This window comes from Gracilibacillus phocaeensis, assembly GCF_900626275.1.
Lineage (GTDB): Bacteria > Bacillota > Bacilli > Bacillales > Amphibacillaceae > Gracilibacillus > Gracilibacillus timonensis.
In genome coordinates this window covers 478,587-495,337 of record NZ_LR131142.1, presented here as the reverse complement: position 1 = coordinate 495,337, position 16,751 = coordinate 478,587, and the positions used below count along the sequence as shown (strand labels likewise).

The 16,751-nt window shown below is 41.8% G+C and carries 16 protein-coding genes; 7 read left to right on the top strand and 9 right to left on the bottom strand.

Annotated elements, in window-relative coordinates; genetic code table 11:
• Positions 1 to 598 precede the first annotated feature (598 nt).
• Both E0E32_RS22055 and E0E32_RS04410 read right to left on the bottom strand, forming a co-directional pair.
• Positions 599 to 754 carry a DUF7010 family protein gene (locus tag E0E32_RS22055; RefSeq protein WP_165444957.1) on the bottom strand — a complete coding sequence of 52 codons (156 nt, stop codon included), beginning with the start codon at positions 752 to 754 and terminating at the stop codon, positions 599 to 601.
• An 84-nt stretch (positions 755 to 838) separates the two neighbouring features.
• The gene (locus tag E0E32_RS04410; RefSeq protein ID WP_066196277.1) at positions 839 to 1,060 is read right to left on the bottom strand and encodes a hypothetical protein; all 222 of its coding nucleotides are present in this window, start codon (positions 1,058 to 1,060) and stop codon (positions 839 to 841) included.
• 157 nt (positions 1,061 to 1,217) lie between these two features.
• On the opposite strand from E0E32_RS04410, the gene E0E32_RS04405 reads away from it, so the two are divergent.
• Complete coding sequence (locus E0E32_RS04405) at positions 1,218 to 1,970, top strand: polysaccharide deacetylase family protein (RefSeq protein WP_066196274.1); 753 nt, start codon at positions 1,218 to 1,220, stop codon at positions 1,968 to 1,970.
• Positions 1,971 to 2,046: 76 nt separating this feature from the next.
• Here the strand turns inward: E0E32_RS04405 and E0E32_RS04400 are convergent, their stop codons facing one another.
• Positions 2,047 to 2,634: a KinB-signaling pathway activation protein gene (locus E0E32_RS04400; protein ID WP_066196269.1), complete on the bottom strand. Its 588-nt coding sequence runs from the start codon at positions 2,632 to 2,634 to the stop codon at positions 2,047 to 2,049.
• A 138-nt stretch (positions 2,635 to 2,772) separates the two neighbouring features.
• Here E0E32_RS04400 and gerD point away from each other — a divergent pair, with 138 nt between their 5' ends.
• On the top strand, positions 2,773 to 3,426 hold the full coding sequence (gene gerD, locus E0E32_RS04395) for a spore germination lipoprotein GerD (RefSeq protein WP_066196266.1): 654 nt from the start codon (positions 2,773 to 2,775) through the stop codon (positions 3,424 to 3,426).
• Positions 3,427 to 3,476: 50 nt separating this feature from the next.
• Here the strand turns inward: gerD and E0E32_RS04390 are convergent, their stop codons facing one another.
• Positions 3,477 to 4,523: an Mrp/NBP35 family ATP-binding protein gene (locus E0E32_RS04390; RefSeq protein WP_066196264.1), complete on the bottom strand. Its 1,047-nt coding sequence runs from the start codon at positions 4,521 to 4,523 to the stop codon at positions 3,477 to 3,479.
• Positions 4,524 to 4,605: 82 nt separating this feature from the next.
• A complete protein-coding gene (gene cwlD / locus E0E32_RS04385; RefSeq protein ID WP_130859084.1) occupies positions 4,606 to 5,310 on the bottom strand; it encodes an N-acetylmuramoyl-L-alanine amidase CwlD in 705 nt (234 codons plus the stop codon).
• A gap of 296 nt (positions 5,311 to 5,606) precedes the next feature.
• On the opposite strand from cwlD, the gene E0E32_RS04380 reads away from it, so the two are divergent.
• Complete coding sequence (locus E0E32_RS04380) at positions 5,607 to 6,857, top strand: extracellular solute-binding protein (protein ID WP_066196256.1); 1,251 nt, start codon at positions 5,607 to 5,609, stop codon at positions 6,855 to 6,857.
• 57 nt (positions 6,858 to 6,914) lie between these two features.
• Here E0E32_RS04380 and E0E32_RS04375 read toward each other — a convergent pair whose 3' ends face one another.
• The 4 genes from E0E32_RS04375 to E0E32_RS04360 form a co-directional block, all read right to left on the bottom strand.
• Positions 6,915 to 7,373, bottom strand: coding sequence for a TraR/DksA C4-type zinc finger protein (locus tag E0E32_RS04375; RefSeq protein WP_066196252.1), 459 nt, complete (start codon positions 7,371 to 7,373; stop codon positions 6,915 to 6,917).
• Positions 7,374 to 7,669: 296 nt separating this feature from the next.
• On the bottom strand, positions 7,670 to 9,139 hold the full coding sequence (locus E0E32_RS04370) for a sulfatase family protein (protein ID WP_066196250.1): 1,470 nt from the start codon (positions 9,137 to 9,139) through the stop codon (positions 7,670 to 7,672).
• Positions 9,140 to 9,198: 59 nt separating this feature from the next.
• Positions 9,199 to 9,900: a carboxylesterase family protein gene (locus E0E32_RS04365; protein ID WP_066196247.1), complete on the bottom strand. Its 702-nt coding sequence runs from the start codon at positions 9,898 to 9,900 to the stop codon at positions 9,199 to 9,201.
• A gap of 5 nt (positions 9,901 to 9,905) precedes the next feature.
• Positions 9,906 to 10,922 (bottom strand): LacI family DNA-binding transcriptional regulator, encoded by a 1,017-nt coding sequence (locus E0E32_RS04360; protein ID WP_066196244.1) that lies wholly within the window; start codon positions 10,920 to 10,922, stop codon positions 9,906 to 9,908.
• Between the two features lie 415 nt (positions 10,923 to 11,337).
• On the opposite strand from E0E32_RS04360, the gene E0E32_RS04355 reads away from it, so the two are divergent.
• The 4 genes from E0E32_RS04355 (at position 11,338) to E0E32_RS04340 (ending at position 16,742) form a co-directional block, all read left to right on the top strand.
• Complete coding sequence (locus E0E32_RS04355) at positions 11,338 to 12,444, top strand: glycoside hydrolase family 172 protein (protein ID WP_066196241.1); 1,107 nt, start codon at positions 11,338 to 11,340, stop codon at positions 12,442 to 12,444.
• Positions 12,445 to 12,457: 13 nt separating this feature from the next.
• Complete coding sequence (locus E0E32_RS04350) at positions 12,458 to 13,894, top strand: sulfatase family protein (RefSeq protein ID WP_130859083.1); 1,437 nt, start codon at positions 12,458 to 12,460, stop codon at positions 13,892 to 13,894.
• A gap of 624 nt (positions 13,895 to 14,518) precedes the next feature.
• Complete coding sequence (locus E0E32_RS04345) at positions 14,519 to 15,772, top strand: extracellular solute-binding protein (protein ID WP_066196236.1); 1,254 nt, start codon at positions 14,519 to 14,521, stop codon at positions 15,770 to 15,772.
• An 88-nt stretch (positions 15,773 to 15,860) separates the two neighbouring features.
• Entirely contained in the window at positions 15,861 to 16,742 is an 882-nt protein-coding gene (locus E0E32_RS04340; RefSeq protein ID WP_130859082.1) for a carbohydrate ABC transporter permease, read from the top strand.
• Positions 16,743 to 16,751: the final 9 nt, after the last annotated feature.

Below are 16,751 nucleotides of genomic sequence, written 5' to 3'. Positions count from 1 at the left end.
CGTTCGTCCTGAGCCAAGATCAAACTCTCAATATAGTTTGTACTTGTGCTCGCTTTTGACAAGCTAGCTTTTTGCTTTTCTTCTTACACATACTGGTTGTTTTGTTCAGTTTTCAATGATCAATGTTACGTTGTCGTTTTTACAACGAAATATAATATATCATGTTGAAATTAAGAAGTCAATACCTTATTTTCAGCTTTTTAATATGTTTGTAATATTTCGCCGCTCAAATGACGACAAGAAATAATATACCATAATCACAACAACTGAGCAATAGTTTTTTTAAAGTTTTTTCAAAAAGTAACATTACTTTTTGAAATGTGGATTCTCTTCGTTTCTATATCAAGCATCTTAAAAAAATAGCAAAATTATCTGCCACACAATACGCAACAGGTTCAAACTCATTGGATTTTTCATGAAACCATATACAAACAGGTGGATCGAATAATCTGTTATAAAATCTAAGCAAACAAAGTCACCAGTAAATACACTAGCTACCTGCAATACCTCCACCCCTAGCAGATCTTCATTATCAGTTGACCTTTCATCTATATAAGTTGAATGAAATAATGCTGCTTGTCACACGTTTTTGTTACATTTATAAGTTCAATAGTAAAAAAATAACGGTAATAATCGTCCAAATAACAATAGCTGCTAATAAAAAACCAATCCCATTCTTCGCTTTGATGGATGTTTCCTTCCTTACTTCATTCAGTTTCAATAAGAACGCCCCTACTTCTTTGTATGTACACAAAGACAAACAAAGCATTTTTCTATTTTCTCTTCATCGAAACAAAATAAAAACTATATCCCATCAGATATAGTGTCAAAATGGCGTTTATTCAATTTTCATTTTTTGAGGAATATATTTCTGAATTTCCTCTTTATTTGCTACACGTGTATACAGCTGAAAAATCGCCTTATATCGTTCCCGCATCGATTGCTTCACGATGTTATCAATACGCGAATCACCTAAATCCAACAGCAACTCTTCCAGCTCGCGCTTAATAATATATTGCAACTCTTGTTGTTCCTTTTCATTAATCAATAAACCTAACATAGGCTTCACTCCTACTATTTACTTTATGTAATAAACTACCCAACGTTTTATCTCTTATTCCTTTTTTTCAACCATTTCAAACATAATTAGACAACATATCAGCGTGTCTCCATGCATAGGATAGGACAAGCCAGCACGTCAAAGGAGGAAAAGTGAATTGAGACGTTTATATATTATTAGTATAAGGAAGACATTATTATTAATCCTGCCTATTTCCTTTTTCATTGCATTGTTTTTATTTCTGGAATCTAATTATACATCCATGGTCTTCTCAAGCAAAGAAGAGCCTAGGGCATTACAAACTGGTAGTGAAGAAAATAACGCCATCGCTTTGACATTTAACATCAGTCATGGGGATGAACAAGCACTCCCTATTTTAGAAAGATTGAAAAAAGAGGACGTGACGGCTACTTTTTTTCTTAGTGGTGAATGGGCAGAGCGACATCCTGACATCGTAGAGAAAATCACAGAAGGCCAACATGAAATCGGCATGTTAGGCTACGAATATGCGTCTTATACCGAAATGGAGACAGCAGACGTGCAAAAAGATATCCTCAAGGCAAAAGATGTTTTTCAAAAATTGGGGTTGGACGATACTTATCTACTTCGTGCACCTAACGGACACCTCAATGAAGAAATCATTTCCTTAGCAGAGCAGCAAGGCCTCAAAGTCGTGCATTGGAGCTTGAACCCTAATGATTGGACCAATCCCGGCACGAAAAAAATTGCCGAAGATATTCTGGAGAATGTTGCGAATGGCGATATTATTCTGTTACACGCCTCTGATAGCGTCAAACAAACCGAACAAGCACTGGAACTTGTTCTGCCTGAAATCAAGAGCAATCAATCGCTTGTCACTATTTCTGAATTAATCAGTCAGGCAGAAACCAAACAGGAAATATTAGAGTAAAAAGTTGCTTCGCTTCAAGAAATTGCTTTCGTTTAACTTTTATTTCATTGTATAGAAAAGGAATAGACGCGATGGTCTATTCCTTTTCCGTTAAACGATGTAATATTAATAATTGATAGGTATTGCACAACACCAAAGGTACAATCATGAGCCACGCGTAATCGCCATTACTGGTTCTTAACCCTGGTACCCACTCAATCGAAGTAATCACAATCATAAAAAACAGAGCTGGTATAAATGCCCGGCGCTGTGTTTCTTTCGCCTTGATCCAGGCGATTATCAAACCGTAGATAAGCAGTGCAATGGCCGTCAGTACAAACATCCACAAGCTGCCATTTTCAACACTTCGATAACGGAAGTAAACCAGATCAAACAAAGCAAAAGCAATCAATCCTATTTGAACAATCGGCCAATAGCTGCGGAACAGACCTAATGCAAACTGGTTTACTGTCAAATAAGCAAAAAAACCCATCTGACTGATCAGACTAAATACAAAACCAAGCGCCGCAAAAAAGATAAACAAACCCAATACCTCAAACCAATCAAATGGACTTATGTATTCTGCATATACTGCAGATTTCACGAAAAAACTAACAATTAGTGTGGAAACGCCACCTAATAACAAGGTAGTAAAAAATAATCTCACCACATTACGACTTTTCAAAACAATATCCCCCTACATTGATCACTCTATGCATAGTTTAACACGTCTTTTAGTTTTTTTCTCTTGCCATACATAATTCATTATAAATGACTCCATATTATAAATACAGATTATTTTTAAGAAAGGTAGCGGTAATCCATGTACCGATTCATTTATATATTACTCATTCTTACCATATTAGCAGGCTGCGGGGGCTCCGATACAGAAGCGCAGGAGAGAAATGATTATGAAGGCGTCAAGCGAATGGTGACAGATATCCTAAAAACAGAGGAAGGCAAGCAGGCCATCAATGAGGTATTGGCCGCCGATGATATGCAGCAATCCTATGTTATTGAAACAAAAGTCGTCAAAGAAGCCGTCACCGAAGCCTTATCCTCTGAAGAAGGAAAACAGTTTTGGACCAAACTGTTTCAAGATCCGACGTTTATTGAATCATTTGCCACAACCTTACAAGAAAAACAAACGGAAGTAACCCAAAATTTAATGAGTGACTCAAATTACCAGAAGAAAATGATGGAAATTTTGAGTGATCCTGAAATGGAAAAGCAAACACTCACCTTATTAACCAGTCAGCAATTTCGGGAACACCTTGAAAAAGTAGTAGACGAAACCCTGCAGTCACCCGCCTTCCAAGCACGAATGGCAGAACTCATAGCTCAATCTTCTCAAAACTCGCAATCGGGCGGGGGCGGTGGAGGAGAAAATGATGAGGGAGTAGCTGGAAAATCGGAGGAAGAAGAAGGACACAACGAACAGGATAAAGAAGAAATCGAGAACAGCGCCGGAGGATAAAGTACACAACCTAAGGCAAACACCTTAGGTTGCGTATAACAACTCGCTATTCAAAACTGTTTTATTATCTGTTTGGCTACTTCAATATATTCTTTCCCATTTGGATGATCTTCCTGATAAATCGAAGGGGCAAAGACATCCTTTTCCTGATAAGGCTGCTGCAAGGACAGACGGCCGATCACTTTAGTTTCTAGTGTTTCCGCCAGCTTATCGCCTCCTCCTTTACCAAAGACATACTCCTTCTCTCCGGTGACCTGGCTTTGGAAATAGGCCATATTTTCCAAAATACCGAGAATCTCGTGATCGGTATTAATCGCCATTTGCCCAGCACGTGCCGCTACAAATGCCGCGGTTGGATGAGGAGTGGTCACGATCAGTTCCTTAGAAGATGGAATCATATTGTGCACGTCAAGCGCCACATCTCCTGTACCCGGGGGCAAGTCTAATAAAAGAAAATCAAGTTCTCCCCACTCCACTTCTTTAAAAAAGCTTGTCAGCATTTTCCCTAAACGTGGACCACGCCATATAACTGGAGAATTATCCTCAACAAAAAAGCCCATCGACATTACCTTGACACCAAAGCGCTCTACCGGGATAATTTTATTTCCATTCAATTTCGGGCGTTCCTCGACACCCATCATATCCGGAACACTAAAACCATAAATATCCGCATCAATAATACCTACCTTCTTGCCTAAGCGTGCCAATGCTACTGCGATATTGACCGTAACGGTGGATTTACCCACACCACCTTTACCACTGGCAATGGCCAGGAAGTTTGTCTTTGAATTTTTGCCAAGAATAGATGTATCTTTTTCCTCTGCTGGCTGATACTTTTCAATTACTTCATCCGGGAGCTGAGTGAACCTAAGTCCTACTGTCGCCGCCCCTAATTGCTTAATCTTCCCTACCAATTCCTGCTGAAGCTGCATTTGCTCCGCTGTGTTGGTCTTAGCGATTGCCAATTTCACACTGACATGATTTTTGTCGGTTTTAACGGAAACGTCTTCAATTCCTTCCGTTTCTTTGAATGTCTTATGTAAAAATGGATCCTTCATTGTTTCCAGAAGTTCCATGACACTTTGTTCTGTTATCACTATCCGTCACCTCATTTATAAGCTGTAACATTCTATTTGATAGTATAACATAAAGCAGCGCTTCCTTCAGCAAAGAGGCTTGTTATTTAGCGGCGGCAAATTGCAGAATACCTTGGTAAATACTTGCTGCCATTTTTTGTTGATAGTCAGGAGAAGTAAGCAATGCCCGTTCCTCTTCATTGGATAAGAAGCCAATCTCTACTAGTGCTCCGATTGCCTCGGCATGTTGTAGCAAATAGATATGCTCAATCGCTAATGCCTCCCGTGTTGTATTTTCTAAATGGTGACGAATCGTTGATTGAATTGACTTCGCCAGTACTTCATTCTGTTCCTTTCCGGGATAAAAGAAGACCTGTGCCCCTCGCCATTGTTTAGCTGGTAATGCATTCAAATGGATACTAAGAAAGAGATCCGCTTCCTTCTCCTTAATAAAAGCCACCCGTTGATGAATATCCTCTGTTTTCCGGCGAGATAAGCCCGTCGTACCTTCTTCCGCCAAATCATAATCCCCTTCCCTTGTTAAATAGACGATCGCCCCTGCTTGTTGTAGATAATCTTGCAATTGATGACTGACAGCTAAAGCAATCTCTTTCTCTTGTGTTCCATCCGATCCTTCTGCCCCGCCATCTGCTCCACCGTGACCAGGATCTAACACAATCGTTTGACCAGCAAGCGGAAGTGACCACGTCTGCCATGAGTCCGTCGCCTGCTGTATCGGATATTGGACAAGAATAATTAACAGAAAGAGACCCATCAGCCAAAACATTACCTTCAAGGTTTTTGACATTCGCTTTTCCCCTTTCGCAGCGCTTCATGGTTTGCTATATACTATATGGGACAAGCGAGAGATTTATGCTTGGCGATTATGTCCTCCCCTGTCCGTAGAGCAAAATCGAAACATTTCGATAGCATTCAGCATTTTTTCGAGACGTAATTTCCCTTTTTAAAACCACACAACACCTTGATATTACAACTTAATCACCAAAAATACTTTGACAAGACGAAACGCATCGTTTATACTAAAAGCGAAACGTTTCGATATACTACTATCAAATGTAAGCGATTAAAAAGGGAGGGCTTTTCATGTTAAAACACAGAATTATTTGGTTTGCACTAACCATCATCACCGTTCTATTTGTAAGCGCTTGCGGTTCAGATGATGGAGACACCTCAACAAGCGGAGAAGATGGACCTTTAAAAGTATGGGGTATGGGGGAAGAAGGTAAGAAGTTAGCAGTTATCGCCGAAGACTTTGAAGAAGAAACCGGTATCCAGGTAGATGTACAAGCCTTGCCATGGGATAATGCTAAAGATAAGCTACTCACTGCTGTCGCTTCAAAAAAAGGCCCGGATATCTTGCAAGAGCCGTCCACCTGGGTACCGCAGTTTGCAGAGTCTAATACCTATCTGGATTTATCTGACTACTTTGGAAACGAGGACTACCCTAACCTCAAAAAAGAAAATTTTAACGAATCAGCAATGAAATCGGTAGAGCTTGACGGAAAAATACAAGCAATGCCCTGGTTCGTCGCCGTAAATGCCTTATTTTATCGTACGGACATCTTAGAAGAAGAGGGATCTCCAAATGGTCCGGAAACACAGGAAGAAATGTTAACACTGGCCCAATCATTAAGTGAAAGAGGCGATGATCAATTCGGTCTTGGCATCCCGCCTGAAGATTTTAATTTAATGTTTACGTTTGCCATCCGCCAAGGTTGGACTTACGAAAATGATAAAGGAGCAGAAAACTTCAAAAAACCAGAATTCAGAAAGATGATAGAACTTTATCAAGAAATCTTTCAAAACGGCTTAAGCTCGGTGCAAGATCAAGGAAAAGAACCAATGCAGGCATTAGCAGATGGCTCCAATCCTATGTTTTTTTCTGGCCCATATATGGTCAGTCTGCTTCAAGAACAAGCACCCGACATTGATGGTCAATGGAATGTACGGGTAGTACCTACAGCGGAAAATGGAGATAATTTTATCGGCGGAACCCAATTAGCGATTTTTCATAATACGAATAAAGCAGATAAAGCCGCACAGTTCCTGAATTATATGGCCGATCCAGAAACGCAAGTCAAATGGTACGAAGCGTCTAATTCGCTTCCCGCAGTTAATGAAGCATGGGAAGATCCAATTCTTGCCGAAGACGAGATGTTAACGGTTTTTCAAGAACAAATGGAGCATACCCAATTACCCCCAAACATTCCGGAATACGAACAACTCGGTGAGCAACTGGTCAACTCGATGGAGAAACTTATTCGTGGTACAGCAGACGTAGATACGGTAATGGAGGAATATTACCAATCAGCGTCCGATATCTTATCTGATTAAGGCAAAGGCTCATCAACAAGAAACCCCTGAACTCTCGGAGAATTCGGGGGTTTTTCATTATTGCTCATCAAACCAAGGTGAATTGCTGGATGTGCCGTATTGGCTTACATCCTCCCAGCTATTTTCTCCATCATCACCAACTGTTTTGGTGATTCGTGTGGGTGTATCTGTGGCAGGCGGCCTTTCTTTGGCATGCTCCACACAACAATCGGCTGTCGGAAGGGCCTCTAACCTTTCACTAGCAATAGGTTCCCCACAGACCTTACAAATGCCATAAGTACCTTCTTCCATTGCGTGAAGAGCCTCATTAATATCGGATAGTTCTTGCTCAATATGTCGTTGCAGCGCACTATCCTTTTCCTTGTCAAACAGTTCACTTCCTGTATCAGCTGGATGGTTGTCGTAATCGGATAGTTCCTGGCTGAATTCGTACGTACTTTCCATGCCACGTCTTTTCCTTTCAATTAATTGTTCTTGCCGGTCTATAAGCTGTTGTTGTAGTTTCGCTATATCCAACTCGCTCTCTCCTTATTTCCATTAATACTTATATTGTATACAGCTTCGACCGAATCATTCTCTGTTATTATAAGGAAAACTGATTTGTTGAACCAGCCAGCCAAAACTAGATCTTCTTTCAACGTGTCATATTATGACGGCCATCTCCCGTTAATTTTACTCTTTTTTGGCCGTCATTTCGACAAATAGGATGACCACTCCCCTCGAATCCCACTCCATTCCGCCCGTCATCACGACTCTACTCATCCCTCAAAAAAAGAGACACCGCCCAGCCAGACGAATGTCCCTTTTAATCATTATAATTTTGCTAGTTCAGCTGCATATTTCTCCTCCAGCTTTCTTGCACCTTCTTCTCTTCCTGTTTTTCTTAAGTGTTTTAAATACCTTTGTAGATTCTCTGGTTTTGCGTGATACGGGCCACCTTCCTTGATAACCGTCCACATCGGGTCTACATCATACTTCATCGTGGTCATCATCTCATCATGCCACTCGTTCAAGAGATAGACCGCTTCTTTACAGATATCCCGTTTCTCTTCAGCAAGGTTAACTTGCTCGTAAGGATCGTCCGCTAAGTTAAAGAGCATTTCCTTATCAAATAAGTGAAAGCCATCATGATACGTACGGATATATAACCAATCGTCGAAACGAACACTTCGCTGGCAAACATGAGCATTCTGGGAGAACACGAGGTAATCCCTGCCAGCTCGCTCCCCGTTCTTTAACACCGTCGCATAACTTTGACCATCCCATGAGGCACGAGGTTTTTGTTGGAACAGTTCAGCCAAGGTAGGACCAAGGTCTAAATGATAATGCAAGTCTTCATCTACATGACCCGCTTGCATACCCGGCCACCGAATAATCATCGGCAAACGACAAGTCATTTGATCGGCTGTACCATGCTCCGCATAGATACCAAGCTCCCCAAGATTCTCACCATGATCGGCCGTGATAATAATGATGGTTTCTTCTAATAAACCTTGTTCTTCCAGTTTGGCAAATAACTGACCAATGTGTTGATCGAGAAAATGAAGACCTGTGTCATAACCATCTATCACACGTCGCAAGCCTTGTCTATCCGTTATTTCACCTGGCTGACGCGGAAAGCTCGGCCGTTCACTATTATCATACATATTAATCTCACGGGCCGAGTGCGGGCCAATACTTTCTAAATGCTCTGCCAGCACCTCATCTGTAATCCATTCAGGCAGTGGTTCCTCTTTAAAAGGATCGCCAAATGATTCAGGCGCACGATACGGGGTATGCGGATCCCAATAATTCACATACAAAAACCAATCATCTTGATCTTCGTGACGATCTAACCAATCCAGCACGGTCGGCGTCACTTCTTCTGCCGACTCATCGCCCGTCTTTCCAGTGTTGTACATTTCGTTAAAACCAGCATAAAACTGCCAAGAGGAATGTCTTTCAGCAAAAGGACTGACCAAAGCCGTCTTCATTCCTTCTTGACGAAAGACGGTTGGCAAGCTATCCGTTTTCAGAAGATCATGAAATTCACGGTTTTCTCCTTCCAATCGCATATCACCTGCTGTCCCACCATGACCAATGTTACCAGTATGTATCCCAAACCGTCCGGTCATCAACGCATTACGCGAAGGAGCACAAGGCGCATCGGTCGTATAATAATTGGTAAAGCGAACCCCTTCTTCTGCTATTTTGTCAATATTCGGAGTCGTGTTACGGTGATAACCGTAACACCCCATATGATCTGGCCTAGTGGAATCTAAATCCAACAACAATACTCTCATTATCTTCCTTCCTTTCGTCTTTTTATAGTGATCATGTGTTACACATGGATGATCCTTTACTATGTATGCTGCCTGAATAACCACGTATACAGGCGTTTCTCTTGGAAGGCCGGAACCCACGAGTCATGCCCTACCCCCGGGTAGACCGTTAACTGTACCTGGTTATTAAAACGCTTTAAATAATCTATCATCGTCGTTGTTTCTTCTACAGGAACGACATCATCTTCTTCACCGTGAAAGGCCCAAATTGGTAAATCTTGCAGTTTTTCCAACTGTTGCGGTATATCTTTTTTAGAAAATGTTTGCGGAAACTCTTCCGCACGATGTTCTGGTAACCGAAGCGCACCACAGACGGGCACCATTGCCGCAAAACGCTCTGGTTGCTGCAAAGCAAGATTCCAAGCTCCGATCGCTCCCATACTTAAGCCTGTTAAATAGATACGTTGCTCATCCACCGGATAATGCGCTATCATTTCATCTAATAAGCCGCTGAGGACTGATAATTCTTCTGTCCAGTAAGCATCCTCCCCACATTGTGGAGCTACAAAAATAAACGGAGCGTCTTGATTCTCGGGCTCAGTCATTTTACTCGCAAAACCATGATAAGTTACCATTTCTAAATTATCACCACGCTCGCCTGCGCCATGTAAAAATAAGACAAGCGGCCATTCCCCCTGCTCTCCCTGTAAAACCTGTTCCGGCGCGTGAAATAAATAAGGCAATTTCTTATCTTCCTGAATGAATACTTTCTCCGCAAGCATTTACATCACCTACTTCCTATAGATTGTCTTTCTTGGGCAAGTACGACGGATTCCCTAACCACTAACTCAGTGGGTAGCTTATACTGTTCATTAATCTGTTTCCCTTCCAACAATTGAAAGATAAGATGAACAGACAAGGCACCTACCTCATATTTTGGCTGTTTGATGGTGGTTAAAGACGGTGTAACAAATTCCGCTAATTGAATATCATCAAAACCAATGATCGAAATATCCTCAGGCACTCGAATTTGATTTTCTTTAAATGCCTGCATTCCTCCAATTGCCATCTCATCATTACCATAGAAAATAGCCGATGGCAATTCCCCTTGAGCAATCAGAAGCTTGGTAGCACGATAACCGCCTTCCCTCGTAAAATCTCCTTGCAAATTCCATTTGGAATGCTCGAACAGATTATTTTTCCTAAGCGCTTTTTGATAACCGATTAATCGTTTCTTGTTATCGTAAGAATCGACAGGACCGCCAATATAAGAGATTTGTCGGTGTCCCTTATTAATCAAAAACTCCGTCGCCTTAAAACCACCGTCTTCGTTGTCTACTTCCACATGATAGACATGCTCTCCTTGCACATTTCGATCCAGCACAACTAACGGCAGACCACCTTGTGAAGCTTGTAAAGTTATCTTGTCACTAATGTTATTAGCAAGAATAATCGCACCATCCACCCGTTTCTCCATCAAAAATTTTACGGCAGTGGACTGTTTTCCTCCAATGGAACTACAAGCGATCAGGTCATAACCATTTGCTGTGGTAATATCCTGAACTCCTTTAATCAACTCCGAATAAAACGGCCCAGATAGGTCACTCAGAATAAGCGCGATGGTATTCGTCTTCGTGCGCTTTAGATCGGACGCGATACCATTCTTTCTATAATTCAATTGTTTGGCCGCTTCTTCTACCTTTTGCTTGGTCTTCTGACTTACCCGGCCATTATTATTGAGGGCATAGGAGGCAGTGGATACTGCTACTCCTGCCACTCTTGCTACATCTTTGATTGTCGCCATAATATTTCCCCCAACCATGTTATATATCGAAAAAGATCACCATCAACATTCTTCAGTAAATATGTATACGTCACACCAAGCAGCCCTCACCTATAGAGAACATCCTTCTATCGATTGCACCGGACTATTTTTAAGATTCAAACCGTTTGTTGAAACGTTTTGATAAATATCCTCTATTTGATTTTCAGAAATAGTTAACTAGCTTCTTATCCAACAACAGTTACTCTATTTTCCATTATAACACTACCTTGAAAATTATGCATTATATAAAGTAAATGAAAGTATTTCACATCCTCTTATTTTTGACAGGAAACAACTTATGTTATAGGATGAAACTGTGTCGAAACGTTTCTTATTTTTCTTTTTGTAAGCGATGTATTTATCACCTATTTTATCAAAGGAGGCATACGAAATCATGTATAAATTAAAAAACCTGAAAAGCAGAGCAGCAACGGCTGAAAATAAAAATGCAGAGGCTGGTGCGGGTGGAAAAGCTGGAGGTGGACGAAAGGGCTCTCCTTGTATCAGCCCATTGAAACAAGGAGAAACCTATACCTTATTAGATACAGACGGCCCTGGAATGGTACGTCATATCTGGTGCACCCTCCCACCCGGGTCGATCGATCATATGCGAAATGTGATTATCCGTATGTATTGGGATCACCAAGATCAGGCAAGTGTAGAAGTGCCACTAGGGGATTTCTTTGGAATTGCTCACGGCCGCCAACGAAATATATTATCCAGCTGTGTCACGATGCAGGATGGAAAAGGCTTTAATTGCTGGATACCCATGCCATTCCAAAAGCACGCTCGCATAACGATAGAGAATGATGCCACGCGCGATGTTGACCTATTTTTTTATCAAGTTGATTTTACGCTAGGCGACCAAGTGGAAGAGGATGACGGTTATTTCCACGCCCAATTCCGTCGAGCCAATCCTAACCCACTCCACGAAGACTATACCATTATCGACGGAGTACAAGGAAAAGGAGTTTACTTAGGAACAGTACTGGGCGTCCGCTCCTTATACCGCGATGCTTGGTGGGGCGAAGGCGAATTGAAATTTTTCCTCGATGGAGATGGAAAATACCCAACCATCTGTGGGACAGGGACAGAAGATTACATCGGATCAGCATGGGGACTTGAAGAAATTATCACTCCTTATCAAGGCGTCCCTCTTGCCGATGAAAACACGGGATTATATTCGATTTATCGTTTTCATGTAACGGACCCTATTTATTTCCAAGAAGATTTGAAGGTGACCGTGCAGCAGATCGCCTATGGATCCAGCGGCAAGGCCAAAGAACATTTCGGCGAGGAATATCGTGGTTATCGTGCAGCTGGCCCACCGAGCGATAATGACTTCGCCTATTTCGACTTGAGCGATGACTATTGCAGTACTGCTTATTGGTACCAATCACTCCCAACAGCACCTTTCCCAGCCTTACCAAGCAAAACGGAACGTTCGGCTGACTTGCTAGAAGAACAAGAAGGGACAGATCTTAAACGCTCTGATATCTAAGGAGGTTACACTAATGCGCATACTATACATCGATATCGATTCAATGCGCCCCAATCATATGGGAGCATACGGTTACCACCGAAATACCACGCCAAACATGGATCAAATCGCAAGACAAGGAACGCGCTTTTCCAAGGCATACTGTGCCAGCTCCCCTTGCGTACCATCACGAGCTTCTTTTGCCAGCGGGCTATTCGGCATCCATTCTGGCGTCATGACACATTGGGGACCAGGCTGCGACTTCCGCTACACAAGCGATCCTGACAGACCTATGTTTATGCGTCTTTTACGGCAAAATGGATATAAATTAACCACTTTTTCCTCCTTTGCCGATCGCCATGACGCTTTTTGGTATATGGCAGGATGGAATGAGGTCCATACTCACTCTTTGAAAAAAGGGGATGAAAATGCAGACGAAGTACTCGACGCCGTTTTCCCATGGCTAGACCAACGTGGCCAGGAAGAGGATTACTTTTTGCATATTCAATTCTGGGATCCACATCGCCAATACACGATGCCCGAATCCTATGCAACGATGTTTGAAAAAGAGGCTGCACCTGCTTGGCCAGATGAAGCCGAAATAACTAAACAACAGGATAGCTATGCCCCATATGGTGCGAGAATGTTGTTCCCAGGCAGTAATAAAAGCCCTTTTTCTTATTTACCAGACCGCATTCAAGACAGGCAAGACTTTATCCAGTTTGTGAATACTTACGATGGCGCAGTTCGTTATCTGGACGATCAGCTCGGATTATTGTTTGATAAACTGGAACAATTAGGAATCATGGAAGATACCGCCATTATCATTAGCGCAGACCACGGGGAAGCCATGGGTGAACATAGCGTATACGGCGACCACACCTGTGCCGATGAGGCGGTTCATCATATCCCGATGATTATCAAATGGCCTGGTCAGACTTCCGTAAACCAAGAATATCATGACTTGGTTTACAACGTTGACCTTATCGCAACCATTTGTGACTTATTAGGAATTAGCGTCCCCAAAAAGTGGGATGGGTGCTCTTTCGCTGGATTGATTTCTGATAGCGAAGCATATACACCAAGGGAATTTCTCGTCTGGGATCATGCTTTATACAGTGTCGGCCGTTCGGTCAGGACAGATAAATGGCTGTTGATGCGCACCTATCACCCCGGCGTCGTACCACTCGAACCAGTCGAGTTATACGACATGAAGAACGATCCTTATATGACTAACAATTTAGCGCCATCACAACCAGATATAGTAAAAGATTTGGATCATTTATTAATGGAGTGGTGGCATGAACAAGTCGGTCAGCCTGGTTCAGCCCCAGACCCGCTGCCTCTCATCGTAGAGAGCGGTCCATACAAATATATCCAAGAGCAGCAATGGGCCGATAATCTCCGAGAAGTAGGCCGTGAAGATTTACGTCAAAAGTACTTAGAGGCAACCAATCAAAACAATCATTGATTAATCTCTTGTTAAAACGGGTATGGAAAACTAGCCGATACAGTAAGACTGTTATTCATCAACAGGAATATTCTTTCTCCCTCGATGGATAGCAAGACTTACCAAGATGTTTAGCACTTCTTGCCCCCACTCAGTTTCAAGCCTGCCACTTCTAACGGCTTGAAGTTAGAGCTCGCGGGTAGTTAACGATTGGATAAGTCGACATTCGCGAAACCTTTTTTTCATCATTTTGGAGTCGCGAATGTCTACACCCAAACAATCAAGATCGGAGGGATTTCCGATGTAATGTAAAGCTTCAGCTTACCAAGATAACTGTAAACTGAATGGCAAAATCCAGCATGTGTTAAATCCATTTTGTAACGCTTTAATCGAAACGTTTCGCAACCAAAGCACTCATTTTCTACTAAAAGGAAATGGCTTATTCTCATTATTTAACACTAAAAATAAAAGAATTAACCCTTTATAATCACTGTTTTACCGATATCTATCATCATTAGAATGAAAAAAAACCAAAAATATTTTTTGACAATTTACGAGATTTTGTTTACACTTTAACTGAAACGTTTCGATATTTATTTTTTCAGCTTGTTAAACGATTTCATTAATAAAAGGAGTGGAAGCACCATGTTTAAAAAGAAATGGATGTTATTTGCACTATTTATAGGAAGCGTGCTTATGGTATTAAGCGCTTGCTCGTCTAATGATTCGGACACATCATCCGGAGATTCTGATGGTCCATTAAAAGTATGGGGAATGGGCGGAGAAGGTGAAAAGCTAGCCGTTATTGCAGAGGATTTTGAAGAAGAAACAGGTATTGAAGTAGATGTGCAATCCCTCCCGTGGGACAACGCCAAAAACAAACTATTGACCGCTGTTGCATCGGGTGACGGACCGGACGTATTACAAGAACCAGCTGGCTGGATTCCAGAGTTTGCAGAATCCAACACATATATGGACTTATCTGAATTCTTTGGCAATGAAGATTATCCAAATTTGCAAGAGGAAAACTTTAATGAGTCAGCGATGGAATCCGTAAAAATTGATGATAAGATTCAAGCTATGCCTTGGTTTGTCGCAGTGAACGGGCTATATTACCGCAGTGACTTATTAGATGAGGTTGGCTATCCAAACGGACCGGAAACACAAGAAGACTTGATTGATGCCGCAAAACAATTAAGCGAACGTGGTGACGATCAATTTGGAATGGGTATCCCTGAAAAAGACTTTAATATGATGTTCGCAGCCGCTGCTCGTCAAGGTTGGACATTCGAGGAATCCGACGGAGCAGAAAACTTTAAAAAGCCTGAATTCAAGGCCATGTTCGAATTATATCAAGAAATGTTTGAAAACGGTTATGCACCCGTCCAAGACCAAGGAAAAGAGCCAATGGTCGGCTTACAAGATGGTTCCCTGCCAATGTTCATTTCAGGTCCTTATATGGTAGATCTCATCAATGAACAAGTACCAGAGTTAGAAGGTCAGTGGAATGTGAAAGTACTACCCGTCGCAGAAAATGGAGACACTTATATTGGAGGAACGCAATTAGCTATCTTCCATAATTCCAATAAGGCAGACAAAGCAGCGCAATTCCTTGATTATATGGCTCGACCAGAAACACAAGTTCAATGGTTTGAAGCCTCTTACTCCCTCCCAGCTGTAAATGAAGCTTGGGAAGACCCTGCTCTAGCAGATGATGAGATGTTGAGTGTATTCGAAGAACAGATGGAGAAGACACAATTAGCTCCAAGTATCCCTGAATACGAACAGCTTGGTGCAGAATTAGGAAACACGATGGAGAAGATCGCCCGTGGTGCGATAGATGTAGACGGCGCGGTTGAAGAATTTTACCAAGAAGCGGCAAGTATCTTGGAAGACTAACTCGTATGCAACGCATTAAAAGTAAGGTCTAACCGTAAACTTATTTAGCCTGTTAGACCTTACTTGATACTAAGAGAGGAGGACCGTTATGAACATGAAAAAAATAGCTCCTTATATTTTCATTGGTCCTGCGGTACTGTTATTGTTTGTCTTTACTTTTCTGCCGATCCTGCTGGCATTGGTCATCAGCTTTACCGACCTTAACCTGACTGGTTTAGCGGATTGGTCACAGATTGAGTTTATCGGGTTTGATAATTTCATGCAGTTATTTCAGGATGGTGTATTTAGACAAGCCATTGTTAACACATTGGTCTATGTAATTATTGGCGTCCCTTTGGCCGTAGGAAGCTCTTTTGTTATCGCGTTACTGCTTAATTTTATAAGCACTGGGCTTTCTTCCTTTTTCCGGGTGATTTTTTACATGCCTTCTGTAACCAATATTGTCGCTATTGCGGTTATATGGAGCTTCTTATATAACCAGAACTATGGCTTGTTTAATTACTTACTTTCGGTAATCAATGTCGATGCCATTCCCTGGTTGGAAGAGCCTACTATTGCAAAATTATCACTTATCTTAATGGCCGTGTGGAAAAGTAATGGCATTAGTATGTTGATATTCCTAGCTGCGTTACAATCCATTCCAAAAATGTATTATGAAGCAGCTGATATTGATGGCGCCAACAGATGGCAGAAATTAACGAAGATCACACTGCCTTCGATGCGTTTTGCTACCTTTTTCGTCGTCGTTACAACCTTAATCGGCTGGTTCCAATTTTTCGAGGAGCCTTTCGTCATGACCGAGGGTGGTCCATTGAATGGTACCAATTCTATTGCCCTCTTTATTTATCAGGAAGGTTTCCAATACAATGAGTTCGCTTATGGATCGGCGGCATCGTTTGTACTGTTTGCCATTATCATTATTGCAACAATGATCCAATTCAAACTTCGTAAGAAAGAAGACACTCTATGAGGTGGGAAC

Excerpts from the sequence above, each read along its gene's own strand:
- E0E32_RS04350 (WP_130859083.1), top strand. The coding sequence starts at position 12,458 with ATGCGCATACTATACATCGATATCGATTCAATGCGCCCCAATCATATG.
- E0E32_RS04370 (WP_066196250.1), bottom strand. The coding sequence starts at position 9,139 with ATGAGAGTATTGTTGTTGGATTTAGATTCCACTAGGCCAGATCATATG.
- cwlD (WP_130859084.1), bottom strand. The coding sequence starts at position 5,310 with ATGTCAAAAACCTTGAAGGTAATGTTTTGGCTGATGGGTCTCTTTCTG.
- E0E32_RS04340 (WP_130859082.1), top strand. The coding sequence starts at position 15,861 with ATGAACATGAAAAAAATAGCTCCTTATATTTTCATTGGTCCTGCGGTA.
- E0E32_RS04360 (WP_066196244.1), bottom strand. The coding sequence starts at position 10,922 with ATGGCGACAATCAAAGATGTAGCAAGAGTGGCAGGAGTAGCAGTATCC.
- gerD (WP_066196266.1), top strand. The coding sequence starts at position 2,773 with ATGTACCGATTCATTTATATATTACTCATTCTTACCATATTAGCAGGC.
- E0E32_RS04365 (WP_066196247.1), bottom strand. The coding sequence starts at position 9,900 with ATGCTTGCGGAGAAAGTATTCATTCAGGAAGATAAGAAATTGCCTTAT.
- E0E32_RS04355 (WP_066196241.1), top strand. The coding sequence starts at position 11,338 with ATGTATAAATTAAAAAACCTGAAAAGCAGAGCAGCAACGGCTGAAAAT.
- E0E32_RS04380 (WP_066196256.1), top strand. The coding sequence starts at position 5,607 with ATGTTAAAACACAGAATTATTTGGTTTGCACTAACCATCATCACCGTT.
- E0E32_RS04410 (WP_066196277.1), bottom strand. The coding sequence starts at position 1,060 with ATGTTAGGTTTATTGATTAATGAAAAGGAACAACAAGAGTTGCAATAT.
- E0E32_RS04345 (WP_066196236.1), top strand. The coding sequence starts at position 14,519 with ATGTTTAAAAAGAAATGGATGTTATTTGCACTATTTATAGGAAGCGTG.